Source organism: Streptomyces sp. NPDC059828 (assembly GCF_042731955.1).
Lineage (GTDB): Bacteria > Actinomycetota > Actinomycetes > Streptomycetales > Streptomycetaceae > Streptomyces.
Genome location: NZ_JBHWIW010000039.1, coordinates 28,558 through 46,312, shown reverse-complemented (window position 1 = coordinate 46,312; position 17,755 = coordinate 28,558). Strand labels below are relative to the sequence as shown.

Sequence of the window (17,755 nt, the reverse complement as noted above, 5' to 3'; positions counted from 1 at the left end):
GCGGGGTTCCTTACGGGATCGGGGTGTTGAGCGTGGGGGCAGGCGTGCCCGGGGTGCTCGGGGTGTTGCGGGAGGACGTGCTGAGGGAGGAGGCAGGGAGGGAGGACGTGTTGGTGAGGCCGGGGCCGAGGAGCCAGGCGGCGATCTCCCGGATCGCGCCGGCGCCACCCGGGGTGGTGGTGACGGCGCGGGCCGCGGCCCGTACGGAGTCGTGGGCGCTCGCGACGGCCACCGGCCAGCCGGCGAGCCCGAAGCAGGGCAGGTCGTTGACGTCGTTGCCGGCGTAGAGGACCCGCTCGGGCGGGATCGACTGCTCCTCGCACCACTCCTTGAGTGCGAGGTCCTTGCGGTCGACACCGTGCAGCACGGGGATGTTGAGCTTCCGGGCGCGCGCGGCGACCACGGGGTTCTGCTCGGTGGAGAGGATCAGCAGCTTGAGGCCCGCGCGGCGTAGTGCGGCGACACCGAGACCGTCCCCGCGGTGCACGGCGACGAGTTCACGGCCGTCCGCGTCGATCAGTACGCGGTCGTCGGTCTGGGTGCCGTCGAAGTCGAGGACCACGGCGTCGACGTCCGCGCGGGTCGGCAGGGGCGCCGGGTCGAGCAGCGGCGCGAGCGCGCGGGCGCGGGCCAGGTCATGCGGATCGTCGATCTCCAGCACCCGCGCGGGGTCGGTCTCGACCAGCGCGGTCCGGCCGAAGAAGCGGTGGCCGTGGGTACGGAAGCCGGCGGCCTCCATGGCGTAGGCGGCCCCGGTCTCCAGGAAGTCCTCGGGACGGTCCTGGCGGCGCGGGCGGCAGGACCTGTCGTGGTTGACGCCCTCGCCGTCCTCCGGCTGTGCCTGAACCACCGCCCGGGTGCGGCGCCAGACGAAGCCGTGGAAGGGCGCGACCGTGACGGCCGTGTCCGCACCTCCCACGATCACCGCCGACGCGACACCGTCCACGTCCTCACTGGTCAGGAAGGGGCTGGTGCACTGGACGAGCAGCGCCACAGCGACCGGGCGGCCGTGGATCGCCGCATGGGCGTCCATGGCGTGCAGCACGGCGGACTCGCTGGTGGCCGTGTCCCCCGCGATGGCCTGCGGACGCTGTACGACTTCGGCGCCTGCGGCTCGGGCCGCGTCCGCGATCGCGGCGTCGTCGGTGGACACCACGACATGCGTGACCAGACGTGCCCCGAGGCAGGCCCGCACCGCGCGGGCCACCAGGGGAACCCCGCCCACCCGGGCCAGGTTCTTCGCGGGGACGCCCTTGGAACCGCCCCTGGCGGGGATCACGGCGAGAACGGTGGACGGCGACATGGCGGAGGGCTCCTTCGATGCCTTCAGGGAGGTCACAGCGCGCCCATGCGACGGATGACGGGGGCGACGCGCTGCACGCCGTGGCGGTACGCGCCGCGCGCCGCGCCCCGTACCGCGTCCCGCAGCAGCCGGCGCACACCGGTGGGTTCGGTCGCCGCGGCGCCGGGCAGCGGGGTGCCGTCGGGGGCGAGGTGGTGTCGGGCGAGGATGCCGGGCAGGTATCCGGGCGCGGAGGCAGCGGTGTAGTACGGGTCGACCGGCGGGAGTTCCGGCCGGGCGAGCAGCTCGGCGACCCGCTCCCGCGCCACGTCGAAGGCGCTCTCGTAGGCGCCGTCGGCCGCGACGCCCTGCCTGTGCAGCCATCGTTCGTCCGGCCGGGGCCGGTGGCCGCCGTCGAGCGCGTCCCAGGAGGTGAGCAGCCCGGAACCGAGGAAATGGTGGTTGCCGAGTGCCTCGCGGACGCCGAAATCGGTGAGGACCGCCGTCGGGATGCGGCGGTGCAGCGCTTCGAGGGCGGCCGTCGACGAGACCGTGACGAGCAGATCGGTCCGGTCGAGGACCTCGCCCATGTTCCCGTACACCAGGCGGACGTTGGGGGGCAGTCCGCCGGGGAGCCTGTCCGCCAGCTTCTGGTACGGGAGTTCTTCCAGGTGCGTGGTGTGTTCGCCGGGCTTGGAGCGCAGCTTCAGCAGCACCTCGCGGTGCGGGTGCCGGCGAGCGTGCTCGGTGAGCCTGCACAGCAGGTACATGCGCTCGGCCCGGGTCTCCGGCACGGACGGCTGGGCCGCGAACACCACGGTGTCGCGCCCCACTTCGCGGTCTTCGCGGCCTGCTTCGCGTCCGTACGGCGCTCCGCCGAGGAACGGCAGCGCGGCCTCGGTCACGGCCGAGGCATCGGCACCGACGCCCTCGTACACCGCTCGGAACCGGTCCGCGTCATGGCGGGAGTTGGCGAGGACGACATCGGCACCATGCCTCAGCAGCAGTCCGTCGGCGAGCTTCTCGTAGACCACCCCGACATAGCCGGTGACCAGCACCGGCCTGCGCGGCAGCCGCAGCGCGGCCAGTCCGTGCAGCAGGGCCTGCACAGCGCCGCCGACGAGGGCGAGGACGACCACGTCGTACCCCTCGTCCCGTACGGCCCGGAGGAACTCGGCGCCGGTCACCTCGCGCAGGGCGTCCGCCGTGGCGCCGACCTCGGCGAGCTGGCGTGCGGTGGGTGTCGCCCGGCCCCGCAGCAGGAATCCGGTGAGTGCGGTGCCCGTCGTGGTGATCCGGCGCGCGGTGAGCGCACCCCACTTCCACCGGGTGTCGGAGTCGGCGAGCACGGCGACGCGCAGCGCCTCGCTACTGGTACGTGATGGCACGTCGAGGACGTTAGAAAGGCATGTCGCTCGGCGGCCCAACTGGGCAGCAACAAATGGTTAACAGCGGGCCGACGAAACGGGAAAAGACCCGGGAGCCTGACCGGTTAACAATTCCGCCGCACCTTGTTCATCCGCCGTCCGCCCCGGAGTCAGAGCGAATGACAGCCCCGCGCTTAGTGTCCGGTGAGTGGTCAAGCTCTCCGTCATCGTGCCGTTCTACAACGTGCTGCCGTATGCGTCCGACGCCCTCAGAAGCCTGCACGCGAACGCGCGCACCGACTTCGAATTCGTCCTTGTCGACGACTGCTCCACGGACGGCACCCGGGAGAGCCTGGAGCGCGCGGAGCGCGAACTGCCCGGCGCGGTGCTGATCCGGCACGAACGCAACGGCGGTCTTGCCGCCGCCCGCAACAGCGGACTCGACGCGGCCCGAGGCGAGTTCGTCACCTTCCTCGACGGTGACGACTGGCTGGCGCCCGGCTATCTCGCCGAACTCGTCGCCGCGATCGAGGGGCTGGGCACCGACTTCGTCCGCACCGACCACGTACGCTGCACCGGCCGCGAGCGCAGGGTGACCCGGGCCCCGGTCAGCCGCAGGAACGAGGTGCTGCGGCCGCGCGACGCGATCCTGCCCGCCGACCGCACCACCTCCGTCGACTATCCGATGGCCTGGGCCGGTGTCTACCGGCGCACGCTGCTCGACCGCGGGCTGCTGCACTTCACCGACGGGCTGCGGACGGCGGAGGACCGGCCGTGGATCTGGCGGTTGCACCGCGAGGCGGAATCCTTCGCCGCGGTGAGTCTGCTCGGAATCTTCTACCGGCGCGGCATCGATTCGTCACTCACACAGATCGGCGATATTCGGCAGCTCGATTTCATCAGAGCATTCGACCAGGTGATCGAGGAAACGGCAGAGGATCCGGATTCCGAACAATTGTTGCCCAAAGCCGTGCGCACCTATTGCGCGCTCATTTCCCACCATCTGGGATCGACGGAGAGGTACGAGGCGGCCGTGGCCCGGAAATTGCGCGCGATGAGCGCGGCGGCGCTGAACAGGATGCCCCAGGACATGGTGCGGGAGGCACTGGGCTCGATGGACGTCGCACGGGCGTCCCGGGTGCGCCGTGTCCGCCGCATCCAGCGGCTCAGCCCGGTGCTCCGCGGGCCGCTCACCGAGCCGGCACCCACGGGGGCCGTCGCCCCATGACCACGCCCCTCCCTCGCACCACCCAGCTCTTCTACGCCTCCACGCTCTACGGAGCCGCGACCCTCGCGGCGGCGCTGGACAGCGGCCGCTTTCCGCCCGCGGACCGCCGGATGCTGCTGGTCAGCAACAACTCGGCCGTTCCGGAGACGACCCCCGCCCTGGACGAGATGCCGGGCTTCGAACGGCTCCGGGGCCGCTTCGACGAGGTGCTGTCCTGGAACGAGACCATCGCCCCGCTGCACCCGGGCGGCTGGACGCCCCGCCCGGAGGACATCCCGATCTGGGAGCGGCACCTGAGGCGGCTGTGGGGTCTCGGCGATGACCGCATCCAGCTCGCCGTGGAGTCCGTCCAGGTCAGTCCGGCGCTGACACTCGCCCAGCTCTTCCCGGACGCGCGGCTCGACGTGTACGCGGACGGTCTGATGAGCTACGGCCCGACGCGCAACAAGATCGACCCCCTGGTCGGCGGGCGGGTGCGGCGGCTGCTGCATCTGGATCTGGTGCCGGGCCTGGAACCGCTGCTGCTTGCGGAGTTCGGCGCACGGCCGGAGCTGGTGCCGGTGGACGCGTTCACCAAGGTGGTGGGTGAGCTGGCCGCGGAGTCGGCCGAGTCGGCGGAGGCCGAACCTCCGGCGACACCCCCGGCGCTGCTGCTCGGCCAGTACCTCGCGGCTCTGGACATCCTCACGGCCGCCGAGGAGGAGGAACTGCATCTGCGGATGCTCCGGGGCGCCGTCGCCCTCGGCCACCGCCGCGTCGTCTTCAAGCCGCACCCGGTGGCACCTTCGGCCTGGTCCCGGGCTCTGGAACGGGAGGCGCAACGGCTCGGCGCGGAGCTGACCGTATGGGAGGAACCCTGCCTCGCCGAGGTGCTGTACCAGCGACTGAAGCCCGAGCTGGTGGTGGGCTGCTTCTCCACCGGGCTGCTCACGGCGGGCACGTTCTACGGCATCCCGGTCGCGCGGGTCGGCACTGAGCTGCTGCTCGCCCGGCTGTCCCCGTACGAGAACAGCAATCGGGTGCCCGTCACGATCGCGGACGCACTGGTGCCTGATCTGGAGCAGGGCACGGCGGGCGCTCCGGCGGGGGTCGACGAGCGGCTTTCCGGGCTGGTCCAGGCGGTGGGCTTTGCGATGCAGCCGCGGGTCAGGTCCGATCTCCGGTCGGCTGCCGAAGGCTATCTCGGGGCGCGGCTGTCCCCGGAGACCTGGCGCTACTTCACGCGCCGCCGGCTGACGCTGCTCGGCCTGCCCGGCGGCGTCCCGGTGCCACGCCATGCCGCGGTGCGCAGGATGGTGCGCAGGGCACGGGCGAACGGGACGCTCCGCAAGGTGGCACGCAGGACGCGGGTCCTGTTCCAGATGCTGTCCGGGCGGGCGGTGCGCTCCTAGGTCCCGTCCGGGGCGGTCCGCGCGGTCAGCATCAGCTGCCCGATGCCCGCCACCACGGCGGCCAGCCCCAGCTCGAAGCCCTCGTCGTGGTCGGCGAAGAGCTCGGTACCGGCCTCGACGGCCAGCGGATGGCCGTCGAGGCGCTCGGCACGGGCCTGGAGGTCATAGCCGTCGGAGCCGTTGACGGGGCTGGGGCCCATGGCCTGTTCCTCGATCACGTAGCCGATCGTGTAGCTGTACGCGGTGAACCACGCCCGTGCGGCGGAAGCCGGAGTGAAGCCTGCCCCAGTCAGGGCCCGCAGTTGCGCCTCCATGGGTTCGGCGTAACTGGTGTCGGTGAAGTGGGTGCCGCTGTAGACCTTGGCGCCGTCGCGGTAGCGCAGCAGGTGGGAGCGCAGTCCGCGCATGGCCGAGGTGAGGTTCTCGCGCCAGTCCCCGGAGGGCGGCCCTGCCAGGTCCCCGGTCATGCGCCGCAGCATCTCGGTCGCCATCTCGTCGAGCAGCGCCTGCTTGTCCTTGAAGTGCCAGTAGAGCGCGGGCGCCTTGACGTCCAGCTCCTTGGCGATGGCACGCAGGGTCAGCCCTTCCAGGCCCACTTCGTTCAGCAGGCGCAGGGCGGCGTCGGCGACTCGGGCTCGGTCGATCTTCGTGGGTCCCACCTTGACAGTTTAACGCCGTTAAGGGCATCCTCCGGGACATGCAGTCACTTAACATCGTTAAGGAAATCGACGGCGTGGCCGAATCCGCCACGACCGACGTCCTGATCATCGGAGCCGGTCCCACCGGTCTGGCCCTCGCCGTGGATCTGGCCCGCCGGGGAGTCGGCGCGTTCGTCGCCGAAAGGACCGACGAATCAGCCGGGCTGTCCTCAGGCTCCCGGGGCAAGGGCCTCCAGCCGCGCACCCTCGAGGTCTTCCATGACCTCGGCGTGCTCGACGCGGTGCTCGACGCCGGTGCCGGCGCGCCGATGGGCCTGCTCTGGCAGGACGGCGAGCGGCACGGCGAGCACGACATGTTCGACCGGGTCGCGTCGACGGAGGCCGAACCGTACGGGGAGCCCTGGTTGCTGCCTCAGTGGCGCACCCAGGAGATCCTGCTCGCCCGCCTGCGCGAGCTCGGCGGCGACGTGGCCTACGGCCACGAGGTCACGGAGCTCGCGCAGGATCCCGACGGGGTCACCGCCCGGCTGCGGTCGGGCGCGGTCGTCCGCGCCCGGTACGCCGTCGCGGCGGACGGCGGACGCAGCGCGGTGCGCGCGGCCCTCGGCATCGGCATGGCCGGTGAGAGCGTAGACCCCGCGCCACTGCTGGTCGCGGACGTACGCGTACGGGACCTCGACCGGAACAACTGGCACATGTTCGGCGGCGACGACGGCTACGCGGCACTCTGCCCGCTGCCCGGCACCGAGGACTTCCAGCTCGTCGCCCAGTTCGTCAGAGGCGCACCGGACATCTCCGCCGACGGCGTACGCGCCCTGGTCGCGAGCCGCACCCATCTGTCGGCGGACCAGGTCACCGAGGTGCGCTGGGCATCGGACTTCCGTCCGCGCGCGGCGCTCGCCGAGCGGTTCCGCGACGGCCGGGTCTTCCTTGCCGGGGATGCCGCCCATGTCCACTCCCCCGCCGGCGGCCAGGGCCTCAACACCAGCGTCCAGGACGCCTACAACCTGGGCTGGAAGCTGGGCCAGGTGCTGCGCCACGGAGCACCCGAGACGCTGTTGGACTCCTACGAAGAGGAACGCCGCCCGGTCGCCGCCGAGATGCTGGGTCTGTCCACCCGGATCCACCGCGGCGAGGACAAGCGCGGCAGCAGCACCCGCCAGCTCGGCCTCGGCTACCGCGGCGGCCCCCTGTCCAGTGGTGCCGCGGGCGCTCTGACGGCGGGCGACCGCGCCCCCGACGGCCGCCGCCGCACAGACGGCACCCGGCTGTTCGATGCCTTCCGCGGTCCGCACTTCACCCTGCTGGCGGTGGACACCGACACACCCGGCCCTCAGGAGCTCCCCGGCACCGTCCGCACCCTGCGGACCGCACCGCACGAGACATACGAGGCGTACGGCAAGGGCCTCTTCCTGGTACGCCCCGACGGCTACGTCGGCTGGGCGGGCGAGGACGCCAGGGGTCTCCGGGACTACCTGGCGAAGGTCACGGCGCCGAGGCGCTCATGACCATCAGGCGCTGCTGAGCGACAGCTTCGCCGCGAACCCGAGGAAGAGCACCCCGACGGCGGACGTGGCCCCTGCCGAGAGCCGCCTGCGACGGCGGAACGCGGACGCCAGGTGCGTGCCTCCGAATATCAGCAGCGTCAGGTACAGACAGCTCGCCACCTGGGCGAACACGCCGAGCACGAGGAAGGAGAGCGCCGGATACGCATAGCCGGGATCCACGAACTGCACGAAGAAGGCGACGAAGAAGAGGATCGCCTTGGGGTTGAACAGACTGACCACCATCGCCCGCCGGAACGGCCGCTCACCCTGGGACGGCACACCGGGCTCGCCGTTCTGCAGCACCCGCTCACGCCGGGTGCGCCACATCCCCCAGGCGGCCCGCATCATCCCGATCGCCAGCCAGGCCAGATAGCCCGCGCCCGCGTACTTCACTATGCCGAAGAGCACCGCGTTGGCCTGGAGCAGCGAGGCGACCCCGGCCGCGGACAGCGTCATCAGCACCGTGTCCCCGCACCACACACCGGCCGCGGCCGTATACCCCGCCCGGACTCCACGGCGTGCCGCCACCGAGAGCACGTACAGCGAGTTCGGCCCTGGCAGCAGCACGATCAGGATCACGCCCGCGAGGTACGTCGGCAGATCTGTCACACCCAGCATGAAGCGGAGTGTCGCACACGAGTACGACACTCCGCCTCGGCGTTTCAGCGTGACGCTCTCTCATGGCAGACGTCCGTCTCAGAACGTGTCACTCGGCACATAAACCCCCCAGACCCCGCGCAGCGCGTCGCACACCTCCCCCACCGTCGCCCGCGCCCGCAGCGCCTCCTTCATCGGGTGGAGCACATTGGCGGTCCCCTCCGCCGCCTCCCTCAGCCCGGCGAGCGCCGACCCCACCGCGTCCCCGTCCCGCTCCGCCCGCAGCCGTGCCAGCCGCTCGGCCTGCTGGGCCTCGATCGCGGGGTCCACGCGCAGCGGTTCGTAAGGCTCCTCCTGGTCGAGCGTGAAGCGGTTGACCCCGACCACCACGCGCTCGCCGCTGTCGGTCTCCTGGGCGATGCGGTAGGCGTTGCGCTCGATCTCGTTCTTCTGGAACCCGTGCTCGATCGCGGCCTCCGCCCCGCCGAGGTCCTCCACCCTCGCCATCAGCTCGAGCGTCGCCGTCTCCACGTCGTCGGTCATCTTCTCCATGGCGTACGAACCGGCGAACGGGTCCACCGTCGCCGTCACATCGGTCTCGTACGCGAGCACCTGCTGGGTGCGCAGCGCCAGCCTCGCCGAGGTGGCGGTGGGCAGGGCGATGGCCTCGTCGAAGGAGTTGGTGTGCAGCGACTGGGTGCCGCCCAGCACGGCGGCCAGGCCCTGGACGGCGACCCGCACCAGGTTGACCTCGGGCTGCTGTGCGGTCAGCTGCACACCCGCCGTCTGGGTGTGGAAGCGCAGCATCATCGACTTCGGATCGCGCGCCCCGAACTCCTCCCGCATCACCCGCGCCCAGATCCGCCGCGCGGCTCGGAACTTCGCGACCTCCTCCAGCAGGGTCGTACGCGCGACGAAGAAGAAGGAGAGCCGGGGGGCGAAGTCGTCGACGGCCATCCCGGCCGCCACCGCCGTCCGGACGTACTCGATGCCGTCCGCGAGGGTGAAAGCGATCTCCTGTACGGGCGAGGCCCCGGCCTCCGCCATGTGGTAGCCGGAGATCGAAATCGTGTTCCACTTCGGGATCTCGGCCTTGCAGTACCTGAAGATGTCGGCGATCAGCCGCAGCGAGGGCTTGGGCGGGAAGATGTACGTGCCCCGGGCGATGTACTCCTTGAGCACGTCGTTCTGGATGGTGCCGGTGAGCCGCCCGGCCGCCACGCCCTGCTCCTCGGCGACAAGCTGGTAGAGCAGCAGCAGTACGGCGGCCGGGGCGTTGATCGTCATCGACGTGGACACCTGGTCGAGCGGGATCCCGTCGAACAGCACCCGCATGTCGTCGATCGAGTCGACGGCCACCCCGACCTTGCCGACCTCCCCGTGCGCGAGCGGCGCGTCGCTGTCGTAGCCCATCTGGGTCGGCAGGTCGAACGCCACGGACAGTCCCGTCGTCCCGTGGGCGATGAGCTCCCGGTAGCGGGCGTTGGACTCGACCGCGGTGCCGAAGCCCGCGTACTGCCGCATCGTCCAGGGCCGCCCGGTGTACATGGTCGGGTAGACGCCACGGGTGAAGGGGTACCCGCCGGGCTCCCCGAGCCGCTCGGCGGCGTCCCAGCCGTCCGGGCCGCTCAGCGCCTGCGGCCCGTACACCGGCTGGATGGGCAGACCCGACTCCGACTCGCGCGCCATGTGCCCTGCCTCCCGCTGGAGCTGGTGCCAAAGGTGCTAAAGGTGTTCTTCCGCGCTGCTTCTGTCAGCTTCCTCACAGGATGCTCCCCCGGCAGCAACCAAGCACGGCAGGAAAGCATCCCTACTGGCACACACATTCGTCCCGGGGGGCCCCTATGCGTCACACCTCTGTCCTGAAGAGAACCGTCCTCAGCCGCACCGCGCTGGCCGCCGTCGCCATCGCCCTCGCCGCGGGCTGCACCGCCCCGTCGCCGGGCGACAGCAAGTCACCGGCACGGCCGTCCACGGCAGGTACCCCGTCGAAGGCCCCGGGTGCTTCGGCCGATCCGGTCACGGACGCCAAGCCGGGCGGCTCGGCGTCCCCCTCGGCTTCCAGCCCCTCGGGCAAGCCGGCCGGGGTGCTCATGCGCGAAGGCACGGAGAACGAGCAGGTACGGGAGCTCCAGGCGCGGCTGCGCCAGATCGGCCAGTTCCACCGTTCCCCCACCGCCTTCTACGGTTCGATGACCGCGAAGGCCGTCAGCGCCTTCCAGCAGAAGAGCGGACTGCCCGCGACGGGCATGGTCGACGGGACCACCTGGACCACCCTGACCGGCGCCTCGCGCAAGCCGACCGCCGAGGAGCTGAGCCCGGCCACCACCAACGAGCTGGACAAGCCCGATCCGCGCTGCCTGAAGGGCCGGGTCCTGTGCGTCAGCAAGGAGAGCAGGACGCTCGCCTGGATGATTGACGGCAAGGTGGTCGCGGCGATGGACGTGCGCTTCGGATCGGAGAACACCCCGACCCGTGAAGGCACGTTCACCGTGGGCTGGAAGGCCAAGAAGTGGACGTCGACGATCTACCACACCTCGATGCCGTACGCGATGTTCTTCAGCGGCGGCCAGGCGGTGCACTATTCGGCGGACTTCGCTGCCCGGGGCTACAACGGCGCGTCGCACGGCTGTGTCAACGTCCGGAACAAGCAGAAGATCGCGCAGGTATTCGACCAGGTGCAGAAGGGCGACAAGGTCGTCGTCCACTGGTGACGCTCTGGGAATCCCGTCCCTGGGACGGAGAGGAGAGTGGGGGCGCGGGCGGGACCGGGGGAACGTGTCCCGCCCGCGCCATGTGCGCTGAGCCGTAGGTACGGGGGGAACCCCGGCTCGCGCTGCCGATGACCAGTCGGCTCACTTACAACTGCGCCGCACCGCCGAAAAACGTCACACCTGGCCGAAAATTTTTTCCGGGAAAGAGAAAAGCGCAGCTCAGAGCGCGTCAGAGCACGTGGATCGTGGCCGACATGGAGAGCGCGGGCAGCGGAACGACCGTCAGGGAGTTCGTCCCCTGGGTGCTGCCGCCGTCGCTCCAGCCCTTGCCCGGGTCGTCGCCGCGGTCGTCGTTCCCGCCACGGCCGCCGTCGCCGTCACCGTCGTTGTCGGCGTCATCGTCGCCGCTGTCGTCACCGTCGCCGGAAGTCCCGTCACCGGCGCTCCCGGTCGCGCCGCTGAGCAGCCGGTCGCAGAACCGCGTGACCCGGTCCGAGCCCTTGGCGAGGGACTCGAGCTGACGCCTGCTCTCCTCGCCGAGTTGCCCGCTGCGGTAGTCGCGGCAAGCCTCGAGGGTCTTGGCGTACCACTCGCTGCGGCTGTCCCCGTCGTTGTCCCAGTCCCGGGAGTGGCCGCCGCCCTGCTTGTCGCTTCGGCCGCGGCCGTCCGGACTCGCCGTGCCACCGCCGTCCGCTCCATTGGTGGCTTCTTCGGCGCCGGGGGACGACGGCGCCACGGCACCGCCATCGCCGGTCGGCGGGCCATCCGGGGTCGCTGCGCCGGAACCGCCGGTCGCAGGACCGGACTCGAGCGGACCTGGTGAAACCGGAGCGGATACGGACGATCCGGGCAGTGGCGCGCGATCGTCACCGAAGGGAGTGGGCAGCACACCTGTGCCGGCGGCCACGGCCACACCGCCCACCGCGAACCCGGCGAGCGAGGCGGCCAGTCCCCAGCGCATGGGCCGCGCCCAGCGTCCCGGGCGGGATACGGGAGCGCCGGACCCCACGGGTGTCACGGGAGTGTCGGGCGCCGCGCCGCCGAGCCGCACCGCAGTCGGCAGGAGTTCCTCCGCGCCACCGTCACGCGCCTTGCGGAAGGCGGCCAGCGCCGCCTCCTCACCGCGCAGCGCCAGGGGATCGTTTGCCGCCTCGGGCGTACGGGCAGCATCGAGAGCAGCGGCGAGCCGCCGCGCCTCGACCGCACTACGCGCGTCAACGCCAGCAGGCTCGACCGGCTCACCGCGCAGCAACCGCTCCGCGGCCTCCTGGTCGAGCCATGGGTAGCGCTCGTAGGCCATCACATGTCCTTCTGCGTCCGCAGACGCGAATGCGTCACACCCGCGGAGCGCGCCACTCCGCGCCGGGGGCGTCGCTGCGGGGGTACGGCGCCCAGTTCGGCGCCCTTTCCAAGACTCACGGAACCGCGCCTTCCGCCGTTCGGCTGACCGCCGTGACTTCCGTCACCCGGGCCGTCGGCCACCGGGCCGTCATTCGCGCCGAGCAGCTCGGCCAGCCGCTTCAGCCCCCGGTGCGCGGCGGTGCGGACGGCCCCGGGCCGCTTCCCGAGGGTCTGCGCGGCGGTCTTGGCATCGAGCCCCACGACCACCCGCAGCACCACCGCCTCGGCCTGGTCCTGCGGCAGCTGCGAGATCAGCTCCATCGCCCGCCCGGTGGCAAGCGCCTCCATGGCCTCGCCGGCGGTGTCGGACTGGGCGGGCTTCCCCGTCAGTTCGGTCTCGTCGCCGCCGATCGCGGGGCGCCGCCCACGCATCCGTATGTGATCCAGGGCGCGGTTGCGCGCGATCCGCGCCGCCCACCCGCGGAACCGGTCCGCGTCCCCGCTGAACCGTTCCAGGTCCCGGGCTATCTGCAACCAGGTCTCGGACGCGACGTCCTCGGCGTCCGCTTCACCGACCAGTGTGCGTATGTAACCGAGCAGCCGCGGGTGCACGGCGCGGTACACAGTCCGGAAGGCGTCTTCACTTCCGTCCTGAGCCGCGAGCACCGCGGCGGTCAGCTCCGCGTCGTCCCCCAGCACTCCCACTACCCGTTCGTCATCGCGGCTGGTCACCGCCGCCGCACACGCCCTCGCGCAGAAGCACGCTACGCGGCTACCGCTGCGTACGTCCACGTCTTGTACAACCTGCAACATTCTGCGCTGTCGATGCGTGTGACAGAAAACGCACCCCCGGCGCTGAACGGAGTACGGGGCCGCGCAGCGGCTTCGTAGGACGACGACCGGGGCCTCTCCTGTGGGGGGTGGCGGCCCCGGTCGTCCTCCCCCCACTACTCCCGGGCGCCTCGACCTTGATCGCTCGGGCCGGCGGAGCTGAACGAGATCCAGACATCCGGTGGCAGGTCAGGCCGCCGCGGCACCGGCCTGCGCTCCTCGGACCATCCCTCGCCTGCGACCCTGGTCGCGACATGGCGCCAAAATCGGACCGCGGCCTGGTTGGCGTCCTGGAAGGCGACTTCCCACGGCCCCGGATGCCTGGCCGTGATCTCCTGAACAGCCTGCGCCCCGATCCCTCTCCTGCGTGCCCCGCGGACGACGAAGAAGCTGTTCAGCACGCGCGCCGGGCCGTTCAGACCGCGGACGAGCGCAAGACCGGCGGGGCGGTCGTCGCTCATCAGCAGATACGGCGCCCAGTCGGCATCGGCAAGGGCCGTCCTGAGCCGATCGTCGCGAAAGGTTCCATCCGGCATGGGCAGCTGGTCGGAGTGCTCGGACAGATCATGATGGAACATCAGCCACAGTCGCTCCAGTACGGGTTGGTCGGCAGCGCTCGCGGAGCGCACGAGGTCAGACACGGATCTCCTTCGCCGGGGTTGGTCAATAGCGGGGCCACGCGGGCGACACGCGGTCGTATCCAGCCATCGGGCAGCGACGTCGGTGCCCGTGGCCCACTCCTGTGAGAGGATGATCACGCGCCCGGATACCGCATCCCCCGTCGGTATCCGGGCCATTCTGCGTTGGGCGCCCTCACGCAGGACTCAGACGCCGGCCAACTCGGCGTTCGCGCGCTCCGTGACCAGCCCGAGCACACGGCCCGCGACCACGAGGTCCTCGGCGGGGATACCTGCGTACAGCCGGGCGGAGATCTCGGCGGTCTCCGCGGTCGTGGTCTCGTACAGCTCCCTTCCGGCGTCCGTGAGTCGTGTCCGGGACACCTCGGGCAGGTCCCCTTCCAGCAGCTTCGCGGCCGTGAGCTCGTCGATCACGCCGCGTACCAGCGACTCGTCGGTCTTCAGTGAGCCGGTGACGTCGGCCACGAGCTCGTCCCGGCCGATGGTCCCGCCCGCGGCGACGACGGCCCTGAGCGTCACGCTCTGGTCGAACGTGGCACCGTGGCGGGTCAGTACGCCCTCGAGGAGGGCGCGCGCGGCATAGTGCGCCAAGGCGATGACCCGTCCGTTGACCGTGGGTGCGGTGGTGGTCATGACTGCTCCTTGTCGTTCTCGGGGTACGGATCAAGAGGTACGTCGAGCAGGGTCACCAGCTCGCGGGTGAACTGCCGTGTGCGCGGGCCGTCCTGCCCACCGAGCGGCTCCAGCAGCTGGTCCAGCAGCCCCTGGACCACCGTGATCGCACGGTGGGTGACTTCGCTCCCCTGCTCGGTGAGCGACAGCCGCATGGCACGCGGGTCGTCCGGGTCCCGGGTCCGGGAGACGAGTCCGGCGGCCTCCAGGGCGCGGGCGAGCTTGGAGACGTACAACGCCTCGAGCCCCGTGTGGTCGGCGAGGCGCCGCTGGCTGGGCTGAATCCCGGAGCGCCGCATTCCGTACAGCGATGCCATCAACGCGTACTGGGCATGGGTCAGACCCAGCGGCGCGACCGCCCGGTCGACGGCCACCCGCCACTTCATCGACAGGCGCCAGACCAGGAACCCTGCCGTCGCGCCCTCGGTTGCTGAACTCACGCTGGATACAGTACATGGCGACTATGTACATGGCTACTATTTTGCCAGTACCCTCGCGCCCAGAACGGCGCGCGGCGCCCACGTGCCGGCCCAGCCCTGACGGTGTCTCATGAAACGGCCGCACCCCGGCCGGATCGTCCCGGCCGGGGTGCGGCTGTTCCGCTGTGCGGGCTCGCCCCGCCCCACCCCCGTGGGGGCAGAGCGAGCCCGGTTCATGGGTGTCCTGTCACGTCGCCGGGACGGGCAGGCGACGGGACAGGTGGGCGGCGACAGCGGTCACCGTGCGGTCCGACAGGTAGGGGCCGATGATCTGGATGGCCAGCGGGAGGCCGTCGGCGGTCCGGCCCGCGGGCATCACGAGGGACGGAAGGCCCACCGGACCGGCCAGGTTCAGCCAGGCCGTCTGGTCGAAGTACGGACGCTTCTCACCGTCGACCGTGATGGACCGCCCCGGGACCGGCGTGGACGTCTGGTCGTCGACGGAGGCGGCGGGCACGGCCGGTGCGATGAGGACGTCATGAGTCGTGAAGTACTCGGCCCACCGGCCACGCAGCTTCTCGCGGTCCTCGTTGGCGCGCAGCCAGTCCCGGTGCCGCATGGTGCGTGAGTGCAGGAAGAGTCCACTGGGATCGTCGGCGGGGATCTTCTCGGCGGCTTCGACATCGGCGGCGAAGCCGTCATCCGTGGCGGTGGCGCTCGCCGTGGCGAACATGAGCTGCTGGAACAGCCTGTCGCTGCCGGCGAAGTCCACGGGCCGGACGCCGTCGTCGACGGTGGCGCCCGCGGACCGCAGGAGTGCGGAGACCTGGTCCAGCAGACCGCGGGTGTCCTCGTCCACGTGGCAGTACGGGTCGTCCTGCCACAGCCCGACGCGGTAGTCCGCCAGCCGGTCGTGCCTCGGCGCCGGGAGGTCGATCCGCCAGGCAGCGGCCTCGGCCGGAGCCGGGGCCGCCAATACGCCGAGGAGGAGGTCGAGGTCCTCGGGGTTCCGGGCGAGCGGGCCGGGGGTGAGCATGTCGGAGCTGGTCAGCCAGCCCGGCGGCCGGGGGATGTGGCCCCTGGTGGGGACGATGCCGCTGCTGGGGCGCAGCGCGTACACACCGCAGTACGCGGACGGGAGGCGCAGGGAGCCCGCGAGGTCGGAGCCGAGCTCGAGGCTGGTCATACCGGTGGCGACGGCGGCAGCGGGACCCCCGGACGAGCCGCCCGGGGTCTTCGTGCCGTCGTACGGGTTCTTCGTCGCGCCGAAGACCGGGTTCGAGGTCTGAAGGTCCTGGCACATCACCGGGACGTTGGTCTTGCCGACGATGACGGCCCCGGCCGCACGCAGCCGGGCCACGGCGTCCGCGTCCCGGGCGGGGACGTGGTCGCTGAGGTCGGGGGAACCGCAGGTGGTGCGCAGCCCCTTCGTCTCCAGGGCGTCCTTGACCGTCAGGGGCAGGCCGTGGAGTGCCCCGAGCGGCTTGCCGGTCCTGGCCAGATGGCGGTCGGCGGCGTCGGCCGCCGACCGTGCGGCCTCGGCGTCCAGGGTGACGACGGCGTTGAGGCCGGGGTTGGTCCTGTCGATGTGCCGGAGGTACTGCTCCAGCAGGGCGCGGCTGGTGATCGTCCGGCGTCGCAGCGCGGCGAGCTGTTCGCGGGCGGGTGCCAGGTGCAGCTCACCGGTGCCGCGCGCGGGCTTCGCGGAGTCGTCGCCGTCACGGGAACGCCCGGCTGCCACGGACATGGTGACCATGGACGCCGTCGCGGCAAGGGCCGTGCAGGCGATGAGCAGGGTGCGTCGGAGGATCACGGACGGGCTCCTGAACCTGAAGTGACGGGAGTGAAGTACACGGCGACGCGCTGGAGGTGCAGCAGCTCGTCCTCGGTGGTGGCGAGGGTCAGTTCGGCGTCGGCGAACTCGGCCGGGGACGGGGCGGGTTCGTCCGCCGCGTGCTGGACGAGGGCCGCGCTTATCTGGTCGGCGGTGACGGCCGCGACGAGCTCGGAGCCGGTCAGGCCTTCGGCCGCGCGACGCTCCTCGGCCTGCGTCCGGACAGCCGGATCGAGGTAGCGGCGCATCAGCTTCTGGCCCTGGCGGATCTCGACGCGGCGGCGCAGCAGGGGGAAGTGGGCGCTGCGGCCCCGGAGTACGTCCCTTCCCTGGCGCGCCGGGCGGCGCAGGGTGATGCCCGGGTCGGCCTGGTCGAGCGCGGACCACAGCGGCCCCAGCCGCCGGTAGCGGAGGTGCGCGGTGGCCCAGTCGCTCACCCCCGCCGCGCGCAGGGCGACGGTGGGGATGAGGTAGCCGATCTGGGTGAGCGTGGCACCGATGTCCCCGCACGCCCAGGCGAAGTCATTGAGATGGCTGACGCTGAAGCCGGTCTCGGCGCCGATGATCGCGGCGATCCGGATGCCGCTGTACACGAGGGTGATGACCGCGCCGACGGTCACAAGGCGCAGGCTGAAGGCGATCGAGCGGTTGGTGGCCTTGCGCGCGTACCTCCAGCAGGACACCGCCAGATAGGTCTCGGCGACGCTGTACGTGCCGAAGTACAGCAGCACATAGGCCTGGAACACCGGGTCGTGCGCGTAGTACAGGGAGAAGTCGGTGGGTCTGGTGGAGGCCGGGGTGAGCAACGCGAACAGCACGGCCATCGCGGCGATGACGGCCACCGCGGCGAGGAGCAGGATCCGGCTGCGGCGGCGGGCCTCATCGGAGGGCTTCGACCAGTACGCGAGGACCGTCGCCTGGCTCGCGAGGACCACGATCACGAAGCCCTGGGCGATCGGGACGACGATGTTCGGGACGCCGAAGAGGCCGTCGACGCGTACCCACACCCAGGTGAGGGACACGGCGTAGCTGAGTGCGGAGAAGCCGTACGTGAACGCCAGGGCGACGAGCGCCGGGTCGCGGCGGCGCAGGTTCTGACTCTTGTCCTGGCTCGTGCTCGGGTCCTGGTTCCTGCCCGCGTCGCGGATCAGCAGGTCGCGGAGCAGGATGAGGAATCCGGTGCCTGCGATGGCGAGGCACAGCGGGTGGAGTATGTCTTTCACGAGGCTCTGTCC

At 71.3% G+C, this 17,755-nt stretch carries 16 protein-coding genes; 4 read left to right on the top strand and 12 right to left on the bottom strand.

The window, feature by feature from the left end; all coding sequences use genetic code 11:
• Positions 1-10: 10 nt before the first annotated feature.
• The gene (locus tag ACFV6V_RS22520) at positions 11-1,303 is read right to left on the bottom strand and encodes a cytidylyltransferase domain-containing protein (RefSeq protein WP_385567769.1); all 1,293 of its coding nucleotides are present in this window, start codon (positions 1,301-1,303) and stop codon (positions 11-13) included.
• 32 nt (positions 1,304-1,335) lie between these two features.
• The gene (locus ACFV6V_RS22515) at positions 1,336-2,670 is read right to left on the bottom strand and encodes a DUF6716 putative glycosyltransferase (protein WP_385567767.1); all 1,335 of its coding nucleotides are present in this window, start codon (positions 2,668-2,670) and stop codon (positions 1,336-1,338) included.
• A 187-nt stretch (positions 2,671-2,857) separates the two neighbouring features.
• On the opposite strand from ACFV6V_RS22515, the gene ACFV6V_RS22510 reads away from it, so the two are divergent.
• Both ACFV6V_RS22510 and ACFV6V_RS22505 read left to right on the top strand, forming a co-directional pair.
• Positions 2,858-3,877 (top strand): glycosyltransferase family 2 protein, encoded by a 1,020-nt coding sequence (locus ACFV6V_RS22510; protein ID WP_385567765.1) that lies wholly within the window; start codon positions 2,858-2,860, stop codon positions 3,875-3,877.
• Positions 3,874-5,268, top strand: a complete 1,395-nt coding sequence (locus tag ACFV6V_RS22505; RefSeq protein WP_385567763.1) for a polysialyltransferase family glycosyltransferase — start codon at positions 3,874-3,876, stop codon at positions 5,266-5,268. The genes ACFV6V_RS22510 and ACFV6V_RS22505 overlap by 4 nt, the downstream gene beginning before the upstream one ends.
• Here the strand turns inward: ACFV6V_RS22505 and ACFV6V_RS22500 are convergent.
• Positions 5,265-5,927, bottom strand: a complete 663-nt coding sequence (locus ACFV6V_RS22500) for a TetR/AcrR family transcriptional regulator C-terminal domain-containing protein (protein ID WP_385567761.1) — start codon at positions 5,925-5,927, stop codon at positions 5,265-5,267. The genes ACFV6V_RS22505 and ACFV6V_RS22500 overlap by 4 nt on opposite strands.
• A 38-nt stretch (positions 5,928-5,965) precedes the next feature.
• Here ACFV6V_RS22500 and ACFV6V_RS22495 point away from each other — a divergent pair, with 38 nt between their 5' ends.
• The gene (locus ACFV6V_RS22495) at positions 5,966-7,435 is read left to right on the top strand and encodes an FAD-dependent monooxygenase (protein WP_385567758.1); all 1,470 of its coding nucleotides are present in this window, start codon (positions 5,966-5,968) and stop codon (positions 7,433-7,435) included.
• A 3-nt stretch (positions 7,436-7,438) separates the two neighbouring features.
• Here ACFV6V_RS22495 and leuE read toward each other — a convergent pair whose 3' ends face one another.
• Together leuE and ACFV6V_RS22485 are read right to left on the bottom strand one after the other, a co-directional pair.
• Positions 7,439-8,092: a leucine efflux protein LeuE gene (gene leuE / locus ACFV6V_RS22490; protein ID WP_385567755.1), complete on the bottom strand. Its 654-nt coding sequence runs from the start codon at positions 8,090-8,092 to the stop codon at positions 7,439-7,441.
• A 78-nt stretch (positions 8,093-8,170) separates the two neighbouring features.
• Positions 8,171-9,760: a methylmalonyl-CoA mutase gene (locus ACFV6V_RS22485; RefSeq protein WP_385567753.1), complete on the bottom strand. Its 1,590-nt coding sequence runs from the start codon at positions 9,758-9,760 to the stop codon at positions 8,171-8,173.
• Between the two features lie 155 nt (positions 9,761-9,915).
• Between ACFV6V_RS22485 and ACFV6V_RS22480 the strand changes: the two genes are divergently transcribed.
• The gene (locus ACFV6V_RS22480; protein WP_385567750.1) at positions 9,916-10,785 is read left to right on the top strand and encodes a L,D-transpeptidase family protein; all 870 of its coding nucleotides are present in this window, start codon (positions 9,916-9,918) and stop codon (positions 10,783-10,785) included.
• 229 nt (positions 10,786-11,014) lie between these two features.
• Here the strand turns inward: ACFV6V_RS22480 and ACFV6V_RS22475 are convergent, their stop codons facing one another.
• The 7 genes from ACFV6V_RS22475 to ACFV6V_RS22445 form a co-directional block, all read right to left on the bottom strand.
• A complete protein-coding gene (locus ACFV6V_RS22475; RefSeq protein WP_385567748.1) occupies positions 11,015-12,085 on the bottom strand; it encodes a hypothetical protein in 1,071 nt (356 codons plus the stop codon).
• The gene (locus ACFV6V_RS22470) at positions 12,085-12,825 is read right to left on the bottom strand and encodes an RNA polymerase sigma factor (RefSeq protein ID WP_385567836.1); all 741 of its coding nucleotides are present in this window, start codon (positions 12,823-12,825) and stop codon (positions 12,085-12,087) included. Before ACFV6V_RS22470 ends, ACFV6V_RS22475 begins: the two co-directional genes overlap by 1 nt.
• A gap of 248 nt (positions 12,826-13,073) precedes the next feature.
• Positions 13,074-13,598 (bottom strand): GNAT family N-acetyltransferase, encoded by a 525-nt coding sequence (locus ACFV6V_RS22465; RefSeq protein ID WP_385567745.1) that lies wholly within the window; start codon positions 13,596-13,598, stop codon positions 13,074-13,076.
• A 183-nt stretch (positions 13,599-13,781) separates the two neighbouring features.
• Positions 13,782-14,228, bottom strand: coding sequence for a MarR family transcriptional regulator (locus tag ACFV6V_RS22460; RefSeq protein WP_385567743.1), 447 nt, complete (start codon positions 14,226-14,228; stop codon positions 13,782-13,784).
• On the bottom strand, positions 14,225-14,707 hold the full coding sequence (locus ACFV6V_RS22455) for a MarR family winged helix-turn-helix transcriptional regulator (RefSeq protein WP_385567740.1): 483 nt from the start codon (positions 14,705-14,707) through the stop codon (positions 14,225-14,227). The genes ACFV6V_RS22460 and ACFV6V_RS22455 overlap by 4 nt, the downstream gene beginning before the upstream one ends.
• A 226-nt stretch (positions 14,708-14,933) precedes the next feature.
• Positions 14,934-16,499, bottom strand: coding sequence for an amidase (locus tag ACFV6V_RS22450; protein WP_385567738.1), 1,566 nt, complete (start codon positions 16,497-16,499; stop codon positions 14,934-14,936).
• Positions 16,496-17,743 carry an MAB_1171c family putative transporter gene (locus ACFV6V_RS22445; RefSeq protein ID WP_385567735.1) on the bottom strand — a complete coding sequence of 416 codons (1,248 nt, stop codon included), beginning with the start codon at positions 17,741-17,743 and terminating at the stop codon, positions 16,496-16,498. Before ACFV6V_RS22445 ends, ACFV6V_RS22450 begins: the two co-directional genes overlap by 4 nt.
• Positions 17,744-17,755: the final 12 nt, after the last annotated feature.

Bases quoted from the DNA above. Each gene is read 5' to 3' on its own strand.
- ACFV6V_RS22520 (WP_385567769.1), bottom strand. From the start codon at position 1,303: ATGTCGCCGTCCACCGTTCTCGCCGTGATCCCCGCCAGGGGCGGTTCC.
- ACFV6V_RS22505 (WP_385567763.1), top strand. From the start codon at position 3,874: ATGACCACGCCCCTCCCTCGCACCACCCAGCTCTTCTACGCCTCCACG.
- ACFV6V_RS22495 (WP_385567758.1), top strand. From the start codon at position 5,966: ATGCAGTCACTTAACATCGTTAAGGAAATCGACGGCGTGGCCGAATCC.
- leuE (WP_385567755.1), bottom strand. From the start codon at position 8,092: ATGCTGGGTGTGACAGATCTGCCGACGTACCTCGCGGGCGTGATCCTG.
- ACFV6V_RS22485 (WP_385567753.1), bottom strand. From the start codon at position 9,760: ATGGCGCGCGAGTCGGAGTCGGGTCTGCCCATCCAGCCGGTGTACGGG.
- ACFV6V_RS22480 (WP_385567750.1), top strand. From the start codon at position 9,916: ATGCGTCACACCTCTGTCCTGAAGAGAACCGTCCTCAGCCGCACCGCG.
- ACFV6V_RS22475 (WP_385567748.1), bottom strand. From the start codon at position 12,085: ATGGCCTACGAGCGCTACCCATGGCTCGACCAGGAGGCCGCGGAGCGG.
- ACFV6V_RS22460 (WP_385567743.1), bottom strand. From the start codon at position 14,228: ATGACCACCACCGCACCCACGGTCAACGGACGGGTCATCGCCTTGGCG.